At 70.9% G+C, this 20,584-nt stretch carries 18 protein-coding genes; 7 read left to right on the top strand and 11 right to left on the bottom strand.

Annotated elements, in window-relative coordinates; all coding sequences use genetic code 11:
- The first annotated feature begins 60 nt into the window (after positions 1-60).
- The gene (locus tag HEP85_RS03430) at positions 61-243 is read left to right on the top strand and encodes an ATP-binding protein (RefSeq protein ID WP_168526083.1); all 183 of its coding nucleotides are present in this window, start codon (positions 61-63) and stop codon (positions 241-243) included.
- Positions 244-1,071: 828 nt separating this feature from the next.
- Here HEP85_RS03430 and HEP85_RS03425 read toward each other — a convergent pair.
- The 4 genes from HEP85_RS03425 to HEP85_RS03410 all read right to left on the bottom strand — a co-directional run bounded on the left by HEP85_RS03425 (position 1,072) and on the right by HEP85_RS03410 (position 4,817).
- On the bottom strand, positions 1,072-2,106 hold the full coding sequence (locus HEP85_RS03425) for a C40 family peptidase (RefSeq protein ID WP_168526079.1): 1,035 nt from the start codon (positions 2,104-2,106) through the stop codon (positions 1,072-1,074).
- A 363-nt stretch (positions 2,107-2,469) separates the two neighbouring features.
- On the bottom strand, positions 2,470-2,718 hold the full coding sequence (locus tag HEP85_RS03420; RefSeq protein ID WP_248001819.1) for a hypothetical protein: 249 nt from the start codon (positions 2,716-2,718) through the stop codon (positions 2,470-2,472).
- Between the two features lie 71 nt (positions 2,719-2,789).
- Positions 2,790-3,197 carry a hypothetical protein gene (locus HEP85_RS03415; protein WP_168526077.1) on the bottom strand — a complete coding sequence of 136 codons (408 nt, stop codon included), beginning with the start codon at positions 3,195-3,197 and terminating at the stop codon, positions 2,790-2,792.
- 252 nt (positions 3,198-3,449) lie between these two features.
- Complete coding sequence (locus HEP85_RS03410) at positions 3,450-4,817, bottom strand: PP2C family protein-serine/threonine phosphatase (RefSeq protein ID WP_168526075.1); 1,368 nt, start codon at positions 4,815-4,817, stop codon at positions 3,450-3,452.
- Positions 4,818-5,585: 768 nt separating this feature from the next.
- Here HEP85_RS03410 and HEP85_RS03405 point away from each other — a divergent pair.
- Positions 5,586-7,094: a CoA-acylating methylmalonate-semialdehyde dehydrogenase gene (locus HEP85_RS03405; RefSeq protein WP_168526073.1), complete on the top strand. Its 1,509-nt coding sequence runs from the start codon at positions 5,586-5,588 to the stop codon at positions 7,092-7,094.
- 281 nt (positions 7,095-7,375) lie between these two features.
- On the top strand, positions 7,376-7,894 hold the full coding sequence (locus HEP85_RS03400; RefSeq protein ID WP_168526071.1) for a hypothetical protein: 519 nt from the start codon (positions 7,376-7,378) through the stop codon (positions 7,892-7,894).
- A gap of 69 nt (positions 7,895-7,963) precedes the next feature.
- On the opposite strand, the gene HEP85_RS03395 is transcribed toward HEP85_RS03400, so the two are convergent.
- The 3 genes from HEP85_RS03395 to HEP85_RS03385 all read right to left on the bottom strand — a co-directional run bounded on the left by HEP85_RS03395 (position 7,964) and on the right by HEP85_RS03385 (position 11,040).
- The gene (locus HEP85_RS03395; protein ID WP_248001818.1) at positions 7,964-9,202 is read right to left on the bottom strand and encodes an MFS transporter; all 1,239 of its coding nucleotides are present in this window, start codon (positions 9,200-9,202) and stop codon (positions 7,964-7,966) included.
- 227 nt (positions 9,203-9,429) lie between these two features.
- The gene (locus HEP85_RS03390) at positions 9,430-10,299 is read right to left on the bottom strand and encodes a LysR family transcriptional regulator (protein WP_168526069.1); all 870 of its coding nucleotides are present in this window, start codon (positions 10,297-10,299) and stop codon (positions 9,430-9,432) included.
- A 102-nt stretch (positions 10,300-10,401) separates the two neighbouring features.
- Positions 10,402-11,040 (bottom strand): sulfite oxidase-like oxidoreductase, encoded by a 639-nt coding sequence (locus HEP85_RS03385; RefSeq protein WP_168526067.1) that lies wholly within the window; start codon positions 11,038-11,040, stop codon positions 10,402-10,404.
- Positions 11,041-11,289: 249 nt separating this feature from the next.
- Between HEP85_RS03385 and HEP85_RS03380 the strand changes: the two genes are divergently transcribed.
- Both HEP85_RS03380 and HEP85_RS03375 read left to right on the top strand, forming a co-directional pair.
- Positions 11,290-11,649, top strand: a complete 360-nt coding sequence (locus HEP85_RS03380; protein WP_168526065.1) for a DUF6204 family protein — start codon at positions 11,290-11,292, stop codon at positions 11,647-11,649.
- A 236-nt stretch (positions 11,650-11,885) separates the two neighbouring features.
- The gene (locus tag HEP85_RS03375; RefSeq protein ID WP_168526063.1) at positions 11,886-12,878 is read left to right on the top strand and encodes an aldo/keto reductase family protein; all 993 of its coding nucleotides are present in this window, start codon (positions 11,886-11,888) and stop codon (positions 12,876-12,878) included.
- Between the two features lie 69 nt (positions 12,879-12,947).
- Here HEP85_RS03375 and HEP85_RS03370 read toward each other — a convergent pair whose 3' ends face one another.
- Positions 12,948-13,637 carry a type 1 glutamine amidotransferase domain-containing protein gene (locus HEP85_RS03370; protein ID WP_168526061.1) on the bottom strand — a complete coding sequence of 230 codons (690 nt, stop codon included), beginning with the start codon at positions 13,635-13,637 and terminating at the stop codon, positions 12,948-12,950.
- Positions 13,638-14,120: 483 nt separating this feature from the next.
- Positions 14,121-15,845: an MOSC domain-containing protein gene (locus HEP85_RS03365; RefSeq protein ID WP_369657570.1), complete on the bottom strand. Its 1,725-nt coding sequence runs from the start codon at positions 15,843-15,845 to the stop codon at positions 14,121-14,123.
- Between the two features lie 269 nt (positions 15,846-16,114).
- Here HEP85_RS03365 and HEP85_RS03360 point away from each other — a divergent pair, with 269 nt between their 5' ends.
- Positions 16,115-16,984: an alpha/beta fold hydrolase gene (locus HEP85_RS03360; RefSeq protein WP_168526059.1), complete on the top strand. Its 870-nt coding sequence runs from the start codon at positions 16,115-16,117 to the stop codon at positions 16,982-16,984.
- Between the two features lie 106 nt (positions 16,985-17,090).
- On the top strand, positions 17,091-17,951 hold the full coding sequence (locus HEP85_RS03355) for a DUF427 domain-containing protein (protein ID WP_168526057.1): 861 nt from the start codon (positions 17,091-17,093) through the stop codon (positions 17,949-17,951).
- Positions 17,952-18,048: 97 nt separating this feature from the next.
- Here the strand turns inward: HEP85_RS03355 and HEP85_RS03350 are convergent, their stop codons facing one another.
- Both HEP85_RS03350 and HEP85_RS03345 read right to left on the bottom strand, forming a co-directional pair.
- A complete protein-coding gene (locus HEP85_RS03350) occupies positions 18,049-19,389 on the bottom strand; it encodes a VWA-like domain-containing protein (protein WP_168533271.1) in 1,341 nt (446 codons plus the stop codon).
- Complete coding sequence (locus HEP85_RS03345) at positions 19,386-20,567, bottom strand: AAA family ATPase (protein ID WP_369657569.1); 1,182 nt, start codon at positions 20,565-20,567, stop codon at positions 19,386-19,388. The genes HEP85_RS03350 and HEP85_RS03345 overlap by 4 nt, the downstream gene beginning before the upstream one ends.
- Positions 20,568-20,584: the final 17 nt, after the last annotated feature.

Here is a 20,584-nt window from a genome sequence, read left to right as displayed (position 1 = left end):
CAGTTCGGGCCCCGCCGACAAGATCACCGTCACCTCGAGCGCACCGGGCACGAACTGCGCGTGACGGTCGCCGACGCCTCCGCCGCCCTGCCGCGGCCATGGACGACGGACCCGGCCACGGAGCCGGGACGCGGTCTGGCCATCGTGGCCGCGCTGTCCGACGACTGGGGCATCGCACCGTCCGACCCCGGCACCACGGGCAAGAAGGTGTGGTTCACGCTGGTGCTCCACGGTATGCCGTGAGGGGATCGCCGACCGAGTCACGGCGGTGGGCTGGCCGAAGTGCCCAGGCGAAAGGCCCTGTTCAGTGTCTCCGCCGGCAGCATGCACCGCGTACCAGCTTCACCTGGTCGCGGGGACAACCGCGATCCGAGTGGCCGGTCCCGAGCGGGGGAGCGTGAACGCCGCACCGGTGTACGCGACAGTCATATCAACGGCTACCCGTGCCCATTAGGGTGAAAAGCTCGACGAAACCGCTCACCGTGCCCCCGCGCGAGCCATGGTCCTTGCAAGGAAGAAGGCCTGACGGAGGGAACGGGGCATTGCGGTTGAGGCGTATCGGAACGATTCTGGGCACAGTCGCACTCACCGTGCCGGCAACCACCGTCGGCGCTCACGCCGCGGCGGTCGCCTGCGGCGGAGGAGTGTCGACCGGCCGTGTGGCCATCAATGGCTGTATCAGCGCACAGCGGGGATCTGTCGGCAGAATCCCCACCCGGGAGATCACGGCACACATCAAGGCGCGTAACACGGGAACGAAAGGACTGAACGTCTCCTACGAGGCATTCTTCCGCGTTGTCGACGGTGGCCACTGGGTGAAGCTGGGCAGCGGTCGCGCCTATGTCGGGGCAGGCGAAGCCATCGGCCCTGCCGAAGTGGGAAGCACGACCCGGGTCTGCGGCCCCGTGAAGGTCGAGATCCGTGTACACGCTCGGGCGGACGGTGCCGCCTGGAGCAACTGGTCTCCCGCGTCCACGAGGCAATGCCAGACCTGAGCGGCCGAACTCCCCTGGGCGGCCTGACAGCCCCGAAGAGGGTCATCGACGCCACCCGCTCGAGCAGCGGCACCGCTCAGATGCGGACGCCGAACTGGAAAGGCATGTTGCCGATCGACTCGTAGCGGACGAGCGCGCCGCTGTGCGGGGCGTGCAGCACCTGGCCGCCGCCCGCGTACAGCCCGACGTGGTGGTGGTCCCCGTAGAAGATGACCAGGTCACCGACCCGGAGATCGCTCTGCGAGTAGATGCGGGTGCCCGCGTTGGCCTGGACCTCCGAGGTGCGCGGGATGGAGACATCGGCCTGGGCGTAGGCCCAGGAGGTGAGGCCCGAGCAGTCGAAGGTGCTGGGGCCGGCGTGGCCGTAGTCGTACGGGGCGCCGATCACGCTCTCCGCGGCGGCGAACGCGGCGGCCGCGCGTCCGGAGGCGGCCTTGGTGTTGCCGAGGTCGACACGCTCGCTGGCGCGGGTGGCGCGCTCCTGGTCCTGGGCCGCGAGAGCCGCCTTCTCCTTCGCCGTCAGGGAGTTGAGGAGCTTCTGCGCCGAGGCGAGCTTGCCCTGGACTTCCTGCTTCTTCTTCTTGAGCTCGGCGCGGGTGTCGGAGAGGTCCTTGAGCTTCGCGGACGCTTCCTGGCGCTGCTGGGCGAGCTCGCGCTGCTTCTCCTGGACCTTCTTCAGCGCCTCGACCTGCTGACCGCTCAGCTGGTCCATCGCGGACGCCTTGTCCAGGTAGTCGTCCGGGTTCGAGGAGAGGAACAGTGCCACGGAGGGGTCGATGCCGCCGGTGCGGTACTGGGCACTGGCCATCGAACCGAGGGCGTCGCGCAGCTGGTTGAGGTCTTCCTGGCCGCGGGCGACGTTGTCCTGCAGGGCGCTGATCTGCTTCTCCAGCTTGTCCTGCTTCTCCTTGGCCCCGTCGAGCTTCTCGGTGGCCTGCTCCGCCTCCTGGTAGAGGGCGTCGACCTTCGACTTGACCTCGTCCTTGCTCGGCTTCTCGCTGGGCGCGGCGTTGGCGGCGTTGGCGCTGAGGGCCACGGCGGCCGCCGCGACGGTGGTGAGCACGGTCACACGGGTGCGGCTCGGCTGCTTGGGTCGACGGTGGGACGCCACGAAGGCGAGCTCCTTCTTCCTCCGGCCGCCTGCCGATACGTCAACAAGCGGTGTCCCTCCGCCGTCACTCCCAACGAGCGAACACCCGAGCAAAGGTTCGGATGTGAACTCTAGTGACCCGGTCGTGATCAGAGCAAGTGGCGTTGTGACAACTGTCGTTCGATGTGAGGGACAAGTAACGGTGTCTGAGGAGGGTCTCCCCCTCAAGAGCCGACGTCCGCGAAAGGGCCGAACATCCCGCTGCGCACGCGGACGCAGGTGTCCGCATCCGCTGCGCCCGACGGCCCCCGTGACAGCACGTGCTCCCAGGCGAGCGCCGCCGCCTCCACGGCGCCACCTCGCGCTCCACGGCGTCACCTCGGGCTACTGAGCGGTCCGGTGCAGGTGAAGGTGAGCTCGTAGCGCGAGGGCCAGGTGATCCGCCTGTTCAGCCGTCACCCGCTCCTGCTCCGGCCCCCGAAGCAACTCGAAAATGCCCGGCCCGCGGTGCTCCGGTCGCAGATCCGCCATGCGCGGCACGATGTGGAAGTGCACGTGCGCGAAACCCTCCGCCTCGGCGAACTGGTCGAACCCTGCTTCCATGCCGCACGCGTAGCAGTCGGGAGTCGTCATGGACCGGGATCGTAGATCTGACCGTGCCGTCACGGAATCGAGCGCTCCCGCGCGGGAATCCTGTGCCGAGGCTACGGGGAGTGACTCGGCACGCCGGTGACGGCCGGCCGACGCCGAATCCTGAGGAACAGGGCGACTCCAGCAGCGAGGACGAGCAGGCCGACGGCCAGCAGGATCCATGGGTCGAGCAGACCCTCGGTGCAGCTCCCGCCGCCGGCGGAGGCGGTGCAGTGGGTACCGGGACCCTCTCGATTGAGGTAGGTGAGAAGGAACAGCGGCAGGCTCGCACTCGATATCAGACCGGGCAGGCAGCGAAGGGCCCCGCGCCGCGTCGCCAGCGCCACGGTGGCGATCAGGGGGATCGGCAGGATGAAGACCCCGATCGACAGCACGGTCAGCAGGGCGAGCAAGTAGCCGGACCCGGTCAGGAGCCATCCGGTGAAGAACAGCCAGTCACGTTGGTCGCCGGTGATTCTCACGGCACCTCCCCCTACAGATCATGCCACCACGACTGCCGCTCCAACCTGTCCAGTTCGCGTTCTGCCCAGGAGTCGAACCCCGAACCCGAGGGGCTCGGGTTCGGTGACCACGGCCACGTGGACGTGGGTGTGCGGGGCGCTGTCCGGTCCGTCGACCTCACACACGACGACCTGGCCCACCGCGGTCATCAAGGGCTGCAGTCGAGCTCTCGGCATGATCTCAGCATCGCAGGGTCCCCACGCCGCGCCGAGTCAGCCGCATCCCACCCGGGCGGGGTCCTCCAGGGTGGCCAGGCCGTCGTCCCCGCCGGCACGTTGCCGCCGAACCCTGCTGTCGCTCAGGCGCTGGACCGTGACCATGGCGGCGTCGTCGTTGAACCGCATGTTCCCGCCCACATGAGCGGTCAGACCGTCGAGAATGTACGGGAGCAGCTCATCCAGGTCCCTGTGCGGCCATGCGGTGATCCGGTCCTCGAGGTCGAAGAAGTGGCCTTTCGGGTCACGGGCTTCGATGACGCCGTCGGTGTAGAGAAGCAACAGCGCTTCCTCGGCCAGGGGCAGCACGGTCATGGTGTAACTCTGCGTGCCGGTGCTGTTCAGTCCGAGGGGCGGCGCGGGCCACCGGGCCGGCACGGGCCGGACCGTGTCTCCCTCGACGAGATAGGGGGGAGGGTGGCCGCAGTTGATCATCCTGACGCACGAACCGTCCGCGGGTATCTCCAGCAGGAGCGCGGTGATGAAGCGCTCCGCGACATCGGGGTCGGTGGCGGCCACTTCTTCGAAATGGGCCTGCACGGCTTCTTCGAGGAGGGCCATGAGGTCGGCCAGTGAGGGTGTCCGGCGGGCTGAACTGCGGAATGCCCCGAGAAGCGCGGCCGCATCGTCCACCGCCGCGAGGCCCTTTCCCTTGACGTCTCCGATGAGGAAGCGGACAGCGTCGTCGGAGGAGGCGACGGCGTACAGGTCGCCCCCCACGCGTGCCTGGGGGTGGGAGGCCCGGTACTCCGCCCGAATGCGCAGCGAACCGATGGACGGGGGCATCGGGCGTATCAGGACTCGCTGAACGGCCTCGGCGACGGCCCGTACTCCGAGCAGTTCACGGGTGGACCGTTCCCGCAGGGTGCGGAAGGTGATGACGCACAACGAGACGAGAGCGATCGCCACGAGGTGCACGACGAACGTGGAGGTACCGAAGAGCCCGTCGTGCCCGTCGAGCGCGACGCACGCCGCACAGGAGAGACCGGCGATGGTCGCCGTGACCCGTGCTCCGGCGAGTGCGGCCGTGGCCGCGGGAACCGTGGCCATGAGTGAGCCGAGGTGTTCCGACGTGGGCAGCATGAAGCCGAAGCCCAGGATCGTCGCGATCATGGCGATCGCGAAAAGGAACGGCCCGTAGCGGCTGGCGGTCACCCTGTGCCCCGCCGCCCTGATCCGCGCCGATCGCGCCGTGCGGGGCGGAGCCGTACGGCGCAGCGTGCGGCCGAGGCGCAGGAACCAGGCGGTCGGTGTGGCGAACCGCGGAGTGTCGTCGAAGGGCGCGGTCCCGGTGCGGCTCTGGCGGTGCTCAGAGCGGCTCTCGCGGGCCCTGAGCACACGACGCGGCCCGGACTGGTCCACCATCTGCATCTCCGCTACGGCGATCCTCGGGACGACTGGCCTGCGCAGACAACCGTGTGCACATGGCCTTGCGTCTGGGCGACCGGAGGAGCGGCAGCGTTTCCTGTGCGCTGCTGCCCGACCGCGGCCGCTGCGTTCGTCCCGCACGACCACTGACGAAACGGCCCTCGGACCGCTCCGGTGTGGGGGCGAGCGCCCTTGCGAGGCACGCGTACACCAGGAACCACAGGGTGAGCCCGCGCTGTCCGGGCCGCCGGGTTGCAGGCGGCTCGGGACGCCCTGGCGTGCGGAGCCTCATTCCGGCCAAGGGTAGAACCGGAGGGCGGAATTGCGCAAGAAAGTCTGCTTTTGTCCGTCGGGATCGGGCCGTACGGCACCCCTCTGCGACACCCCCAGGACACCCCGTTCTGGCTTCCTCGCGGCTGTAGCCGTCGTACGCGCACGCTGCCGGGCGGGCAGCGTCCCGTCCAGGACACCGCCGCGGCCGCCCTTCATGTCCTTCGTGCTGACGGGGAGAGGAGGCGGCGCCCGGCGTACGAGTGATCCGCGCCACGACGGAACGGGACCTGGGTGAGGCACTTCGGGCCGGGAGGGACTCCGAGGCCGCATCCTGCCTCTGCGCGGAGGATGCTGAACCAGCGGTCCCGCCCGCAGACGTGGTGGGACGTGCCCGTGGCCGAGACCGTGGGGCCGTCCGGCCGCGATCGAGGCCCGCGAGGCCCGACGACGTGAGCCTCGCAGTCCGCCGCCATCATTGAAGGAGTTCCGCCGATGAAGACCGTCACCCACTGGATCGGTGGCAAGCCCTACGGGGATGGTTCGAGGGCCTTCGGTGCCTGGGGCCCGGTGACCGATCCGGCGAGCGGAGAGGTCACCACACGGGTCGCGATGGCGGGCACCGACGAGGTCGACACAGCGGTCGCCGCGGCGAAGGAGGCCTACGCCACCTGGCGCACGTCCTCGCTCGCGCAGCGGACCGCGATCCTCTTCCGCTACCGCGAACTGCTGAACGCGCGCCGCGACGACCTCGCCGCGCTGATCACCGCCGAGCAGGGCAAGGTCCACGCGGACGCGCTGGGCGAGGTGGCCCGGGGCCTGGAGATCGTCGAACTGGCCTGCGGACTCGGCACGGCGCTCAAGGGCGACATGTCCACGGAGGTGTCGAGCAGCGTCGACGTGACGTCGGTCCGCCAGCCGCTCGGTGTGATCGTCGGCATCTCACCGTTCAACTTCCCCGCCATGATCAGCATGTGGATGTTCCCCATGGCGATCGCCTGCGGGAACACCTTCGTCCACAAGCCGAGCAGCAAGGCCCCGTCCGCGTCCATGCTCCTCGCGCAACTCGCGGCCGAGGCCGGTGTGCCCGACGGTGTGCTCAACATCGTGCACGGCGACGAGGTCGCGGTGAACGCGCTGCTGGACCACCCTGACGTGGCGGCCGTGTCGTTCGTGGGCTCCACACCGGTCGCCCGTCACGTCTACGGCAGGGCGTCCGCCAGCGGCAAGCGTGTCCAGGCCCTCGGCGGCGCGAAGAACCACATGCTGGTCCTGCCCGACGCCGACCTCGACGCGGCCGCCGACGCCGCGGTGACCGCCGCCTACGGGTCCGCGGGCCAGCGCTGCATGGCCGTCTCCGTGGTGGTCGCGGTCGGCTCGGCGGGAGACGCGCTGGTGCCCCGGATCGCCGAGCGGGCCGCGAAGGTCAGGATCGGCCCGGGCGACGACCCGGCGTCCGAGATGGGCCCGCTCGTCACCAGGGCGCACCGCGACGAGGTCGCGGACTACGTCGCGGGCGCGGCCGCCCAGGGAGCCGACGTGGTGCTCGACGGCAGGGACTTCACCGTCGAGGGCTTCGAGAACGGGCACTGGATGGGCATATCGCTCCTCGACAAGGTCAGCACCGACTCGGACGCCTACCGGAACGAGATCTTCGGCCCCGTCCTGTGCGTGCTGCGCGCGGAGACCTACGAGGAGGCCATGGACATCATCAACGGCTCTCCGTTCGGCAACGCGAGCTCGGTCTTCACCCGCGACGGCGGCGCGGCCCGCCGCTTCCAGCTGGAGGTCGAGACCGGCATGGTCGGCGTGAACGTGCCGATGCCGGTGCCGGTGGGCTACCACTCCTTCGGCGGCTGGAAGGACTCGGCCTTCGGCGACCACCGCATGTACGGCGGCGAAGCCGTGCACTTCTACACGCGTGGCAAGGTCATCACGAGCCGCTGGCCCGACCCGGCCGAGACCGCGACCGGGCCGGACCTGGGATTCCCCACGTCCCGCTGACCGTCACAAGGCGGCACCCACCGGCCCCGGCGATCGACACCGTCACGGCGGTCCGGCGCCGGTGGAGGAGCGGACACGGGCGGTGCGCCGCGACCCCTGAGAAACGTGATGTGCAGCACGCGCGGAATTGTCCCGCGAAGGCGCGGGCGCGGGTTCTGGCTGGGCACGGCTTGATCGCCGATCAACGAGGGCAAAAACGCTGGCCACGGCATGTTCCACTCATTTGACACCCAGTTGAGGGCACAGATAGGAAACAGCTCTCTGAGGTGGAGAGGTGGACTGTGCACGAGCCGAACGTGGTCGGGGACTGGCAGGAGTACGACGAGCATGCCGGCCTGCGTGTCCGCGTCCACGGCGTGGAGACGGCGGAGCCGCCGCGGGGACGCGACGACGCCGCCGAAGGCCTGGCCTACTTCCGCTGCCGTGTGACCGTCGAGAACCGCGCCGGTGAACACTTCGGTATCCACCTGGAGGACGGCCAGATCGACATCCGTATCGGCCCCGACGGCGAGAGCGCCTTCCTGGACTGGCGCAACTCCCAGTTCATCGAGGGCTATGACGTCTACCCGCTGCGCCGGGCCACCGCGGTCCTCTACGCCGCGGGTCCGGAGGCCTCGCTGCCCCGGGTGGACATCCAGATCCAGCTGAAGGTCGACGACGAGTGGACCGACCGGTACCTCTGGGCGGGCGGTATCGATCTTTCCGAGCGCCTGGCCGACGCCGACACCCGCGCCGATCTCGGCGGGGACACCCTCGCCTGCCAGGTGAGCAACTTCCTCAGGAAGGAAGCCGGTTCCTGAGAGGCGGTGCGAACGGCGTCGCCGGGTTCTCCGGTCGGCCGGCCCGTCCGGTCGGCCGTGACATGGCGGTCAGGCGGTGCGGGCGGCGGTACGGCGGGCGGCACGGCGCTCCGTCGTCCAGTAGAGGAGAGCCAGCACGGGCAGGACGGCGCCGAGGACACTGACGGCGGTCCAGCCCGCCGCGTGGTACGCGATCGAGCCGAACTGGGACCCGAGCGCCCCTCCGACGAAGAACGTCGCGATGAAGGCGCTGTTGAGCCGGGCACGGGCGTTCGCGTCGAGCTGATAGATGGTGTGCTGGCCGAGGATCAGGGTGGTCTGGACGGCCATGTCGATCAGGATCGCGGCCACCGCGAGCAGGGCCACGTGCTCCTGGCCGAAGCCCGCCGCCGCGAAGGCCACGGCCGCGACGACGAACGCGACGCCGGTCACGGGACGCACGTGTCCCCGGTCCGCCCAGTGCCCGGCGAACGGGGCGATGGCCGCACCGGCGGCACCCACCAGGGCGAACAGGCCCACTCCGACGGGGGAGTAGTGGAAGTGAGGGCCCGTCAGGACGTATGACACGGTCGTCCAGAACGCGCTGAACGCACCGAACATCGCCGCCTGGTAGAGACCGCGGCGCAGCAACACGGGGTGGGTGCGCACCAGTTGCAGCGTGGAGCGCAGTACACGGGTGTACGGGATGGTCGTGGTCGGCGCGTGCTGCGGCAGGGCGGCGCGCAGCGCGAGGGCCAGCAGCGCCATCAGGACGGCGGAGCCGAGGTAGACCACGCGCCAGCCGGCCACGTCGGAGACCAGACTGCTCAGGGTGCGGGAGAGCAGTATGCCGGTGAGCAGACCGCTCATCACCCGGCCGACGATCCGGCCGCGGGCGTGATCGGGGGCGAGGCTCGCCGCGAAGGGGATCAGTATCTGGGCGACGACCGAGGTGCCTCCGCTGATCAGGGACGCGATCAGCAGCATCGGGAAGTTCGTGGCGAGGCCTGCCGCGACCAGGGCGAGGGTGGTCACCGTCAGCAGCACGGTGATCAGCTTGCGCTTCTCCAGCCGGTCGCCGAGCGGCACCAGGAAGAGCATGCCCAGGACGTAGCCGACCTGGGTGAGGGTGATGAGTCCGCCGGCGGCCGCCGTGCCGACGTGGAAGACGTCGCGCAGCGAGGACAGCAGCGGCTGGGCGTAGTACAGGTTGGCCACCGTCATACCGGAGGCGACCGCGAAGAGCGCGACCAGCCATCCCGGGACGCCGTGCGCGGCCGTGCCGGTGGCGGTCGGGTCCGAGCGCTTCAGTTCGGGGGATACGGACACGGGCACCTTCTCGGGCAGGGGAACCGGTTGGACGGTTCGGGGACGGACCGGCGGGCGGCGGAACGGCTTCCTTGTCGCTCGCATGGTTGCCTCAGCGCCGTGGCAGCCCCTTTGCTTCCCCCGCCAAGACGATGATCGAAGATGTCTGTCATCTCCGACTGAGATGGGTGCGTCCACGGCGCGCGCGGGACGGGTGCGCGCGGCGGGACGAGCGGCTCGGTCTTCGCTCAGGTCATGTGCCGCAGCAGCGCGGCGACGGCCGGCGGCGCCTCGCCCCGCGGCCGGACCACCATCACCTTCCAGCTCGGCGCGTGCCGGTCGAACCGGTGCGTCCGCAGGTCGGGGAAACGGGTGGCGATCGAGCCGGGCATGACGCAGACGCCCAGGTCGTTGCGGACCAGCTCGGACGCCGCCACGATGTCGTTGACCTCGAAGGTCGGCTCGCGCTCGACGGCGGCGGCACGGAACGCCCGGTCGACGGAGAGCCGGATCGCCCAGCCGGGCGTGAAGTCGACCAGCGGCAGCCGGGCGGCCTCGGCGAGCGTGACCGTCCCCTCCGCGCCGGACCCGGCCAGCGCCCGCTCCGGCGCGGACACCAGCACCATCTCCTCGTGGGACAGCAGCCTGGTGACCAGCCCGCGCTGCTGCTGGCGGTCGAGGGCGACCACGGCCAGATCCACCGTCCCCTCCCGCAGCGCCTGGCGGATGTCGGTCACCGCCGCCTGCCGCAGCCGCACCGACACCTCCGGATGCTCCGCCCGCAGCGCGGCCAGCGGCAGGTGAAGATCGGCCCACACACCCTGCATCGTGCCGACCGTCACCCGTCCCCGCAGCCGTCCCTGGACGACGTCGACCGCCGACCGGGCCTGTTCGGCGGCCCGCAGGGTCGCGCGCGCCGCCGGTACGAAGGCCTCACCGGCCGGGGTCAGCGACACCCGGTGCGTGGTGCGGTCGAACAGCGCCGTGCCCAGCTCACGCTCCAGCGCGCGCACCGTGCTCGACACGGCGGACTGCACCACGTGCAGCCGCTGCGCCGCCGCGGTGAAGCCGCCCTCCTCGGCCACCGCGACCACGACCTCCATCTGCCGCAGATCCATGTGCTCTCCCGATGCCGCGGATCATCTCCCCATGATGATGACCTCCCGCCGACGGCGCCCCGCGCTCCGGACGCCGCCGGGCCGGTCACGTGGTCGGGCCGGTCACGTGGTCGGGCCGTCGCCCTCCCGCTCCTGGTGGGAGTAGCGCTGTTCCTTCCAGGGGTCCGCGAGGTTGTGGTAGCCGCGCTCCTCCCAGAATCCGCGTCGGTCCGCGGTCATGTACTCGATGCCGCGCAGCCATTTGGCGCTCTTGTAGCCGTAGAGGTGCGGTACGACCAGGCGCAGCGGGAAACCGTGCTCGGCGGTGAGCGGCTCACCGTTGTGGTGGGTGGCCAACAGGGTCTGCGCGGTCGTGAAGTCCGCGAGGCGGAGGTTGGCCCCGTAGCCGTACTCGGCCCAGGCCATCACATGGGTGACCTCAGGGGCCGGAGGCGCCAGGTCCAGCAGGGTCGTGGCGGCGATGCCGAACCACTCGTGATCCGTCGACGTGGGGCCCGTCGCGCAGTGCAGATCGGCGACGACGGTGATGTGCGGCAGCGCGGTGAGGTCGTCGAAGGACCACGAACGCTCCTCGCCCACGGCGGTCGCGCCGAAGACCCGCAGGTCCCAGCGCTCCGGGCGGAACCTGGGAACCGGGCCGTAGTGCGAGACGGGCCAGCCCTGCACCCTGCGCTGGCCCGGAGGGATGGGGTGGGGCGCACTCGGTGCGCCGCCGATCGCGCCCGGTCGGTCGCCTGTCATGCTCCGGCTCCCCCTCTCCTGCGGCCGCCTCTCTGCCTGTGCAGGGTAAGCGTTCACTCCGGGTGACGCCGAGGCAGGGGTTCGGCCTGTCCCGACGTGGGCGCCGCGGCAGTTCACGGGCGTCCACGAGACCCGTGACGCGCCCGGCCGGTGCCCCGCCCCGACGCCGCGCGTGAGTGTCGGGCCCGCGGGGTGCGGCGGACGGAAATGGGGTGGAGCCGCCGGGGAGTCGCTGGTTAGGGTCGCGGAATGAGTACTCGCAGCTTCCGTATCACCGTGCGCGGTGTCTTCGACGGGCTCGGCACCGATCAGCGATCCGAGCTCCTGGCGCGGGCGGCGGAGCACGACGTGCTGCGCGCGGCGTTCACCGCGGAGGGGCACCTCAGCTACGACCTGGCCGCACGGTCCGCCTTCACCTTCCGCTTCCTGGACTCGGGCGAAGAGGAGGAGGACATCCTGGAGGCGACCGAGCGCGCCGAGGAGGCGGCGAAGGCGTGGCTGACCCAGCGCGGGTATCACTACAAGAACCTCAGGTCCAGCGCCGAGGATCTCTCCCAGGCGCCCCTGGGGAAGCGGCAGCGCCGCGCCGCAGCGGCGAAGTACTCCTGATTCCGCATTCCGCACGGGTGCCGCCGAAGTACTCCTGATCCGCCATTGCGCGCCGGTGCCGGGACGTACTCCTGATCGCACGCCGCCACCGGGGTGTCCCGGGCCGGGGCCGACCCTGGGCGGCGGGCAACCCTGGTACGACGTCGCCGAGTGCACGACGGGCTCCCACGCCAGGACTTTTACCGGTTACATGGTGATCGTCCACCGCGTCGCAGGACCCATGGAAGGGAACCGTCATGCGTTTTCGGAAACTCGGCAGCTCGGACCTGGAGGTCTCGGAGATCTCCCTCGGTTCCTGGCTCACCTACTCCGGAGGCATCCAGGCCGAGCAGACGCGCGCCTGTACCGAGGCCGCGTTCGACGCGGGCATCAACTTCTTCGACACGGCCAACGTCTATGGTCGGGGCGCGGCCGAGTCGGCCTGGGGCGAGATCCTCTCCCAGCACCCCCGTGACTCGTACATCCTGGCGACCAAGGTATGGGGGCAGATGTCGGACACCGACCAGGGCCTGTCGGCCGACCAGATCGGCCGGCAGATCGACGCCTCGCTGCGGCGGTTGCGGACGGACCACGTCGATCTGTACCAGGCCCACCGCTTCGACGTGACCGTGCCGATCGAGGAGACGGTCGAGGCACTCCAGAAGGTCGTGCGGCAGGGCAAGGCCCGCTACCTCGGTTTCAGCGAGTGGACCCCCGAGCAGATCCAGGCGGCCGTCGACATCGCGGGCCCCGAGCTGTTCGTCTCGTCGCAGCCGCAGTACTCGATGCTCTGGCAGGCGCCCGAGGCGGAGGTGTTCCCGGTGTGCGCGGCCAACGGCGTCTCGCACATCGTCTGGTCGCCGTTGGCGCAGGGCGTGCTCACGGGCAAGTACAAGCCGGGACAGCCGCTCCCCGCCGACAGCCGTTTCGCCAACGACGCGATGAGCGGCTCCAAGGACCTCGTCCTCAACGACGCCGCACTGGAGGCCGTGCAGCGGCTCGTTCCCGTGGCCGAGGGCGCGGGTGTGAGTCTGCCGACCCTGGCGCTGGCCTGGGCGCTGCGTCGCGGTGAGGTCGCCTCGGCGATCACCGGAGCCTCGCGACCGGAGCAGGTGCACGCCAACGCCGCGGCCGCGGGCGTGCACCTCACGGACGACGTGCTGGCCGCGGTGGACGCGGCGCTCGGCGACGTACCGGTCCGGCGTCCGACCCTCGCACCGTTCGCGGCCGAGGGTGTCCTGCGCCGCTGAGCCCCCGGCCTTCGCCTGCCGCCCGCCGTCCGAGTGCGGCGACGCCACAAGGGGCGCACTCGGGCGCTGTCAGAGGGCCTTGAGGAGCCGCTCCGCCAGGACGGCGGCCGAAGCGGGGTTCTGCCCGGTGAACAGGTTGCGGTCCACCACCGTGTACGGCTTCCACATCTCGCCGCGGGTGAACTCGACCCCCAGGTCGTTGAGTTCGTCCTCCAACAGCCACCTGGCCCTGGAGGCGAGCCCGACGGCGTTCTCCTCGTCGTTGGTGAACGCCGAGACCCGGTAACCGGCGAAGGGGGAGACGCCGCGGATCCTGGTGGCCAGCATGGCGGCCGGGGCGTGGCAGACCACGGCGAGGGGTTTGCCGGAGGCGAGCGCCGCGGTCAGCAGCCGCCCCGCGTCGGCGTCGACACACAGGTCCTCCATCGGACCGTGACCGCCGGGGAAGTAGACGGCGTCGTAGTCCTCCGGACGGGCGTCGGCCAGCTGGATGGGCCGCCGCATCTCCTCGGCGGAGCGGATGATCGCTTCCAGATCGAGGGCGGTCTGCGCGCCGCCCGCCATCTCGGGACGCAGGCTCATCATGTCCACGTTCGGAACCACCGCGCCGGGGGTGGCGACGACGACCTGATGTCCCGCTTCGGTGAGGGCCTTGTACGGGGCCGCGAACTCCTCGGCCCAGTAACCGGTCGCGTGCCGGGTGCCGTCCTTGAGCGTCCAGTACGTCGCTCCCGTCATCACGAACAGAAGTTTCGCCATGGTGGGACCGCCTCCTCGTCTCTGCCCGAGACCGCCACGGGAAACGTGCGGCCCCACGGCTGGTGGCGCCGGTGCGGTGGGACCGTGACCCGCGCGGTCTCCGGGCTCGTGGGCCCGTACCTGCGAGGGGTGCCGTCAGGGCGAGGGCGGTGGCACATCGTCCGGGACCGGGGCGCCGTCGCCGTCGTCGCTCGGGACCGGCCGCGGGATGAGCCGATCTTCGAGGGCGTCCATCCCGAAGAGAAACGCCATCATGAGACCCGGCGCTAGCAAAGCAAGCATGATCACAGGACCTCCCCAGGGGGTAGTCAAGCTGTGGGCCGCCGTGGTGCCGCTATTCGAGTATGGGCCCGTATGGCGTAGCACGCATGTCGTGCCCGGTGACCGAGGGTGACCTGGTCAGGGCCCCTCCCGCAGCGGATACCTCGCCCGGGACCCGGCGGCGTGCCGCATCCCGCGCACCGACCGGACCGCGTCCAAGTCCTAGAGATCGAGGACGACTTCGCCGGCCGGCCGGCTGCAGCAGATCAGGACGGTGCCGGCCTCGGGAGGTTCGAGGGGCTGGGCGGTGTAGGTGATGTCGCCCGAGACGACGGGGGTGACGCAGGTGTGACACACGCCGGTGCGGCAGGACCAGCGGGTGGGGACGTCGCAGGCCTCGGCGAGGTCGAGGAGGGACGCGCGGTCCGGTGACCAGGGGGTGGTGATGCCGCTGCGGGCGAAGGTGACGAGCGGACCGGTCGCCACGGGACCGGCCGGCTGGTGCGGCCGCACCGCCGGCGTGGCCGTGATGCCGGGGTTGAGGGCGGGCAGGGCGCTGAACACCTCGGTGTGGATCCGCTCGGGCTTCAGCCCCTGCGCGCGCAGATGGCCGCCAAGAGTGTCCATGAAGGCGGGCGGGCCGCAGAGGTAGGCGTGGGCGTCGGCGGGAATGGCCATGTCGGCCAGCGATCGGGCGGTCAGACGCCCTTGGCGGATGTGGGCCTCGTCGTCACGCGGGGTGATGACGTCGCCGGGCGCGGTGTAGGAGATGTACGCGCGGCCGTGGGGGAGCCGGGCCGGCAGCGCCCGGGTCTCGGCCGCGAAGACATGCTGCGTGTGGTCCCGGGCTGTGTGGATCCACCACACCGGGCGGGGGTCCCGGGCCGCGGCGAGCCGGTGGAGCATCGCCAGTACGGGGGTGGCGCCGATCCCCGCGGAGACGAGGACGACCGGGTCGGTGCCCTCCTCGAGGACGAACGTCCCGCGGGGGCTCGCGATGTCCACGAGGTCACCGGGGCGCAGGCAGGCGTGGAGGTAGCCGCTGACCCGGCCGTGGGGCTCGCGTTTCACGCTGATGCGGTAGGTCCCGGCGCCCGGCGCCGAGGACAGCGAGTAGCTCCGTACGGCGGGGGCGTCCTCCCCCGGGGTGACCCGGAGGGACAGATACTGACCGGGCCGGGCCTCGGGCAGCGGTGTGCCGTCGGTGGCGTCGAGGTGGATCGACGTGACGGTGGGGGTTTCGGGGACCAGGTGGGCCACGCGCAAGGGTCTGAAGCCGGGCCATCCCGGTTCCTGTTTCGGTGGCTCGCCCTGCGCGAGTTCACGGAACGACTGCTGCCACCCGGGGCTCAGGGCGGGGATGCTCAGCGCCTTGCGCAGCGTCGCGGGGTCACGGCCGGGGAGGTAGAGCAGCGCGTCGGTGTCGGCGACGCTGAGTGCTTCCGGGCCCTGCCGGGTGCGCGTGATGGCATCGCCGGCCCGCACATGTCCCTCGGTGATGACGCGCAGGTAGAAGCCGGGACTGTGGTGGGCGACCAGGAGGGAGGCCATGGCGGGTTCGCCCAGGCGCATCCCCACGCGGTAGCAGGTGACGCGGGGCTGGGTGACCTCGAACTCCGCCTCGCCGATGCGGTAGCGGTCGCCGATGCACACCTCGTCGTCGGGGAGGCCGTCGACGGTGAAGTTCTCCCCGAAGCTGCCGGGGGTGAGGTCCCGGCGGCTCAGCTCGTTCTCCCAGTACCGGTAGGACTGCAGCTGGTAGACGAGGACCGCCCGGTTCTCGCCCCCGTGTCCCGCCAGATCTCCCTGACCGTCTCCGTCGATGTTCAGGTGCCGCACCATCCGGCGGCCGTGCACGGGTGCCTTCCACGCGCCCGTGTGGACGGTCCTTCCCTGCCACGGGACGTCCTTGGGTTTCCCTACGTTCACGGACAGCAGCGTCGCCATTGCGGTACTCCTGCGTGGATGGCCGGCCGGGAGCAACTCCCCTGTGGCTCTTCATGTGCCATGGCCGATTTTAGTTCGTCGGCCGCGGTCGTACCGGCTCGGTGGCCCGGGGCCGCTCGCGGGCGGACGCTTGAGGTGAGTGCCCGGCTCGCTCCAGGCCCGGAGGGCGGACCCGCGTCGATCTAACCGGTAAAAGTGTATTGACAGGTTAGATCGAGCGTGGTCGACTGATCGCGTAACCCTTAAAGGTGAAGTGAGAGGTTAGAGAGATGACTTCCGTAGTCCATCACCGCACCGCCACCGTCAGTGGCCTCGAGGTCTTCTACCGGGAAGCCGGCGATCCGCAGGCGCCGACCGTGGTCCTGTTGCACGGCTTCCCGACCAGCTCGCACATGTTCCGCCACCTGATTCCGGCGCTCGCCGACCGCTACCACGTCATCGCCCCCGACCACATCGGCTTCGGCCAGTCGGCGATGCCCTCCCCGCAGGACTTCCCCTACACCTTCGAGGCCCTCACCCAGGTCACCTCCGACCTGCTCGAACAGCTGGGTGTCGACCGCTTCGCGATGTACGTGCAGGACTACGGGGCCCCCATCGGCTGGCGGCTGGCGCTGCAGGCCCCGGACCGCGTCACGGCGATCGTCACCCAGAACGGCAACGCCTACGTCGAGGGCTTCGTCAAACCCTTCTGGGACGGCGTGTTCGCCTACGCCGAGGCGCCCGGACCGGAGACCGAGGCCCCGATGCGCGGCGCCCTGACCCCCGAGATCACCCGCTGGCAGTACGTGAACGGAGTCGCCGACCCCAGCCTCGTCAGTCCCGACAACTGGGTCCACGACCAGGCCCTGCTGGACCGGCCGGGCAACGACGAGATCCAGCTCAGGCTCTTCCGCGACTACCCCACCAACGTGGACCTCTACCCGAAGGTCCATCAGTACTTCCGCGACTCCCAGGTGCCGGTGCTCGCTGTCTGGGGTGCCAACGACGAGATCTTCGGTCCCGCGGGCGCGGAGGCGTTCCGCCAGGACCTGCCCCAGGCAGAGATCCACCTGCTCGAATCGGGGCACTTCGCGCTGGAGAGCCACCTGGAGAACATCACCCAGTACATCCGCGACTTCCTCGGCCGCGTCGTCGCCTGACGCGCCAGGGCCCGGGTGGCCGGAGCGGACCCCGACAACACCCCCTCGGGGCACGGGTGTCCACCGCGCCCGGTGCCCGTCACTCCGTACCCGGAAGGAACAAGCCATGGGACTGTCCTGGCAACAAGGGCCCCTCTCGGCGAGCGCGATCGGACACTTCCTCACCCCCGAACCCCTGCCGCAGCGCCTGCTGTTCGCCGAGCGGCTGCGCCGCCGTATGCGCGTGCGGTTCAACGGGACCTGGATCGCCGACAGCGAGAACGTGCTGCTCCTGCACGAGCCGGGCCGCTACCCCGTCGCCTACTACCCCCGCGCGGACGTGGATCCGCAGGCCCTGGTCGCGGGTGACAAGGTCACCCGGCATCAGGATCTCGGTGAAACCGCCTGGTACGCCGTGCACGCGGGTGACCGGACCACCGAACGAGCCGCCTGGGAATTCACCGCTCCGCCCGAGCACGCCGCCGCGTTCGAGGACCGCATCGCCTTCGCCTGGCGGGCGATGGACGCCTTCTACGAGGAGGACGAACGCATCCTGGGACACGCGGCGGACCCGTACCACCGTATCGACATCCGTGACACCTCCCGCACGCTGGAAGTCCGCCTGGAGGACACCGTGGTGGCCCGCTCCGAGCACCCGGTCGTGCTCTACGAGTCCGGCTTCGCCCCGCGCTGGTACGTCCCGCGCGCGGACATCGACGAGAGCCGGCTGACCCCCGCCGAAGGGCAGACCTTCTGTCCGTACAAGGGGCTGTGCGACTACTACGACATCGGCACCGCACACCGCGCCGCCTGGTCGTACCGCGACGCCTACACCGAGGTCGGCCGGATAGACGACATGGTCTCCTTCGAGCCGGACCGGGTCGAGGTCCGTCTCGACGGCAGGCGGCTGGAGACCGAGCAGGGCCAGCAGGTCGTCCCGCACGGCGTCGACCGGGGTCTGGACGCCGACGAGATCAGGTCCCGCTGACCCCTCGCGGCCCTCGAACGCACTCCGCGCGCACCCCCGTCAGGCCGCATCGGCACGCGCGTCCGGCCTGGTCCCGTCCTGAGAGGCCTCGAAGGACTCACCGTGCGGCGGGAGCCGATTCGATGACGACCACCCGCGCCCACTCGGGCGGCGAGTCGGGGACGTAGTCGGGATCGTCCTCGTCCCACGAGGCGGACGAGCGCTGTCGGGGGAACAGGCCGACCACCGTCCGGCACGGCGGCCGGTTGCTCGGCCAGGGCGTCTGACCGTCGGTCAGGACCACGATGACATCCGGTCGGGGCCCCCTTCGCAGGGCTCGGGCGAAGCCCGTACGCAGGTCGGTGCCCCCACCGCCCACCAGCGGTATTCCCTCGGCCTGGCAGAGGGAGTGCACGATCCTGGCGGACGCGTCGCAGGGCAGTACGGTGACGAGGTCGCGGCGGCCCCCCACGGCACGGGAGATCGCGACGACCTCGCGCAGCGCGCTGCCCAGTTCGGCGTCACTGACCGACCCGGAGGTGTCGATGACCACGGAGACCCGAGGCGGTCTGCGCCTCAGGCTCGGCAGTACGGCGCCGGGTACCCCGGCCGAGCGCCGCGACGGCCGGCCGTAGGTGTAGTCCTCGCCCGCGCCGGAGCCGGAGGCCGCGGAACGGACGGCCGCTCCCAGCAGGTCCCGCCACGGCTGCGGTGGCTGGAACGCTTCCTCCGCCCATCGCCGCCATCCCTTGGGGGTGTTCCCCGGACGTGCGGTGATGCCCTGCGCCACGCGGAACCGCACGGCGTCCCGTTCCTGGTCGCTGAGGCCGTACGCCCCGTCCGGGCCCAACTCCCATTCCCTGTCCAGTCCGTCGGCGCCGCTGCCGCAGTCCAGCCAGACCAGGCTCTGCGTGCGCGGGCCGAGCCGGAACCGACGAAGGTAGTCCTCCATCAACTCGCCCTCGGGCAACGCCAGGGTCTCCGGGGTGACAGCGCCTTCGGGCCGGAGGAGCCCCTCGCCGAACACGTCGTCGTTGATCTCGCAGTCCGCCGCGATGTTCATCCGCAGCCGTTCACCCGGGCCGGTCAGCCCACGCTCCCGCGCGACCCGGTCACTGCGCCCATGATGGTCGCGCAGCAGGTGCGACACCTCGTGCACCCATACTCCGGCCAGCTCCTCCACCGACGTCCGGTCCACGAACGGCGCTGACACGTAGCACCGCCAGTGCCGGTCGACGGCCATCGTCGGCACCTGCCGCGACTCCACGGTGTGCAGGGCGAAGAGCGCCGTCGCCAGGTAGGGCCGGACCCGGGCGGCATGCAGCCGGGCGGCGAAGAGCTTGTCCCGGTCCAGCGCCCCGGGTGTGTCCGGCGCGTCCGGAGCCTCGGGTGTGTCCGGCGCCCGGGGTACGTCCGGCGTCCCTGGTGTGTCAGGCGTGCCCGGCGCGTTTGTGTTCATCGGCCGGCCGGCGCGGCGACCGCGGTCCGGGCCGCCGCGCGGTCGGCCCGCCGGGACAGGGAGACCGCTCCGGCGAGCTTCTCGATCGACGCCGGAACGTCCCAGTCCTCCTGGCGCAACGAGGCGAGTGTGTTCGCGGGTACGACCACCAGGTCCGGTGCACCGGTCTCCACCGCCCGGACGAGAAGCGCCCACGCCGCTTCCCAGCGGGACCGCTCCGGTCGCTTGCGGACGGCCTCCACCACACCGTCGAGCACGGCCTGTCGCAGATCCCCCCGTTCCGGCAGGGCGGCACTCTCCGGGTCGGCGAGCAACACCTCGGGGTCCGGGAGGTCCATCCGGTCCAGACCGGCCAGCAACTCCAGCCCCGGACCGTCCCCCACGGTGCCCCTGACCAGCAGGGAAAGCACTTCGCGGGAGGAGCGGGCCGCGGTCGCGAAGGCGATCAGGCACAGTGTCATCTCCCAGCTCCGGGGAGACGGCCAGGGGCCGCCCCTGCGCGTTTCGTTGCTGGGCAGCCGGTGTACGAGCCCGGGGCGGGCGGCGAGGAGTCCGCACACCGCCCGGCGGGCGAAGTCCACGGCTCCCGGCAACCGCTCGGGGTCGAGCCGCGGCAGCGTGGCCCGGGGCCAGGTCCCGCCGAGCCCGCGGACCACGACCTCGTGGTCATGGGTCCACTGGAGGTGGACGAACCGGTTGGCCAGCGGCGGGCTCAGCTCCCAGCCGTCGGCGGCCGAGGCCCGCGGGTTCGCCGCGGCCACGATCCTCACCCCGGGCGGCAGTCGCAGCGCGCCGATCCGCCGTTCGAGGACCAGACGGAGCAGAGCGGCCTGAACGGCCGGCGGCGCGGTGGACAGCTCGTCCAGGAACAGCAGTCCCCGGCCGGCCCGGACCAGCCGCACCGCCCAGTCCGGCGGGGCCATGGGTACCCCTTGTTCCGCCGGATCGTCTCCGATGACGGGCAGCCCCGAGAAGTCGGACGGCTCGTGCACGCTGGCGATCACCGTGGTCAACGGCAGGTCGAGGGCCGCCGCGAGCTGTGTCAGCGCCGCGGTCTTGCCGATCCCCGGTTCACCCCAGAGCAGTACGGGCAGGTCGGCGGCCACCGCCAGGGTCAGGGCCTCCAGTTGGATGTCGGGGCGCGGTTCGGTGGCCGTGTCCCGCAGCAGGGCCAGCAACGCGCCTTAAGCGACGT

The sequence above is a fragment of the Streptomyces sp. RPA4-2 genome, assembly GCF_012273515.2.
GTDB classification, from domain to species: Bacteria; Actinomycetota; Actinomycetes; order Streptomycetales; family Streptomycetaceae; genus Streptomyces; species Streptomyces kaempferi.
The sequence above is the reverse complement of the archived record's forward strand: the minus strand, read 5'-3'. Positions and strand labels throughout refer to the sequence as shown.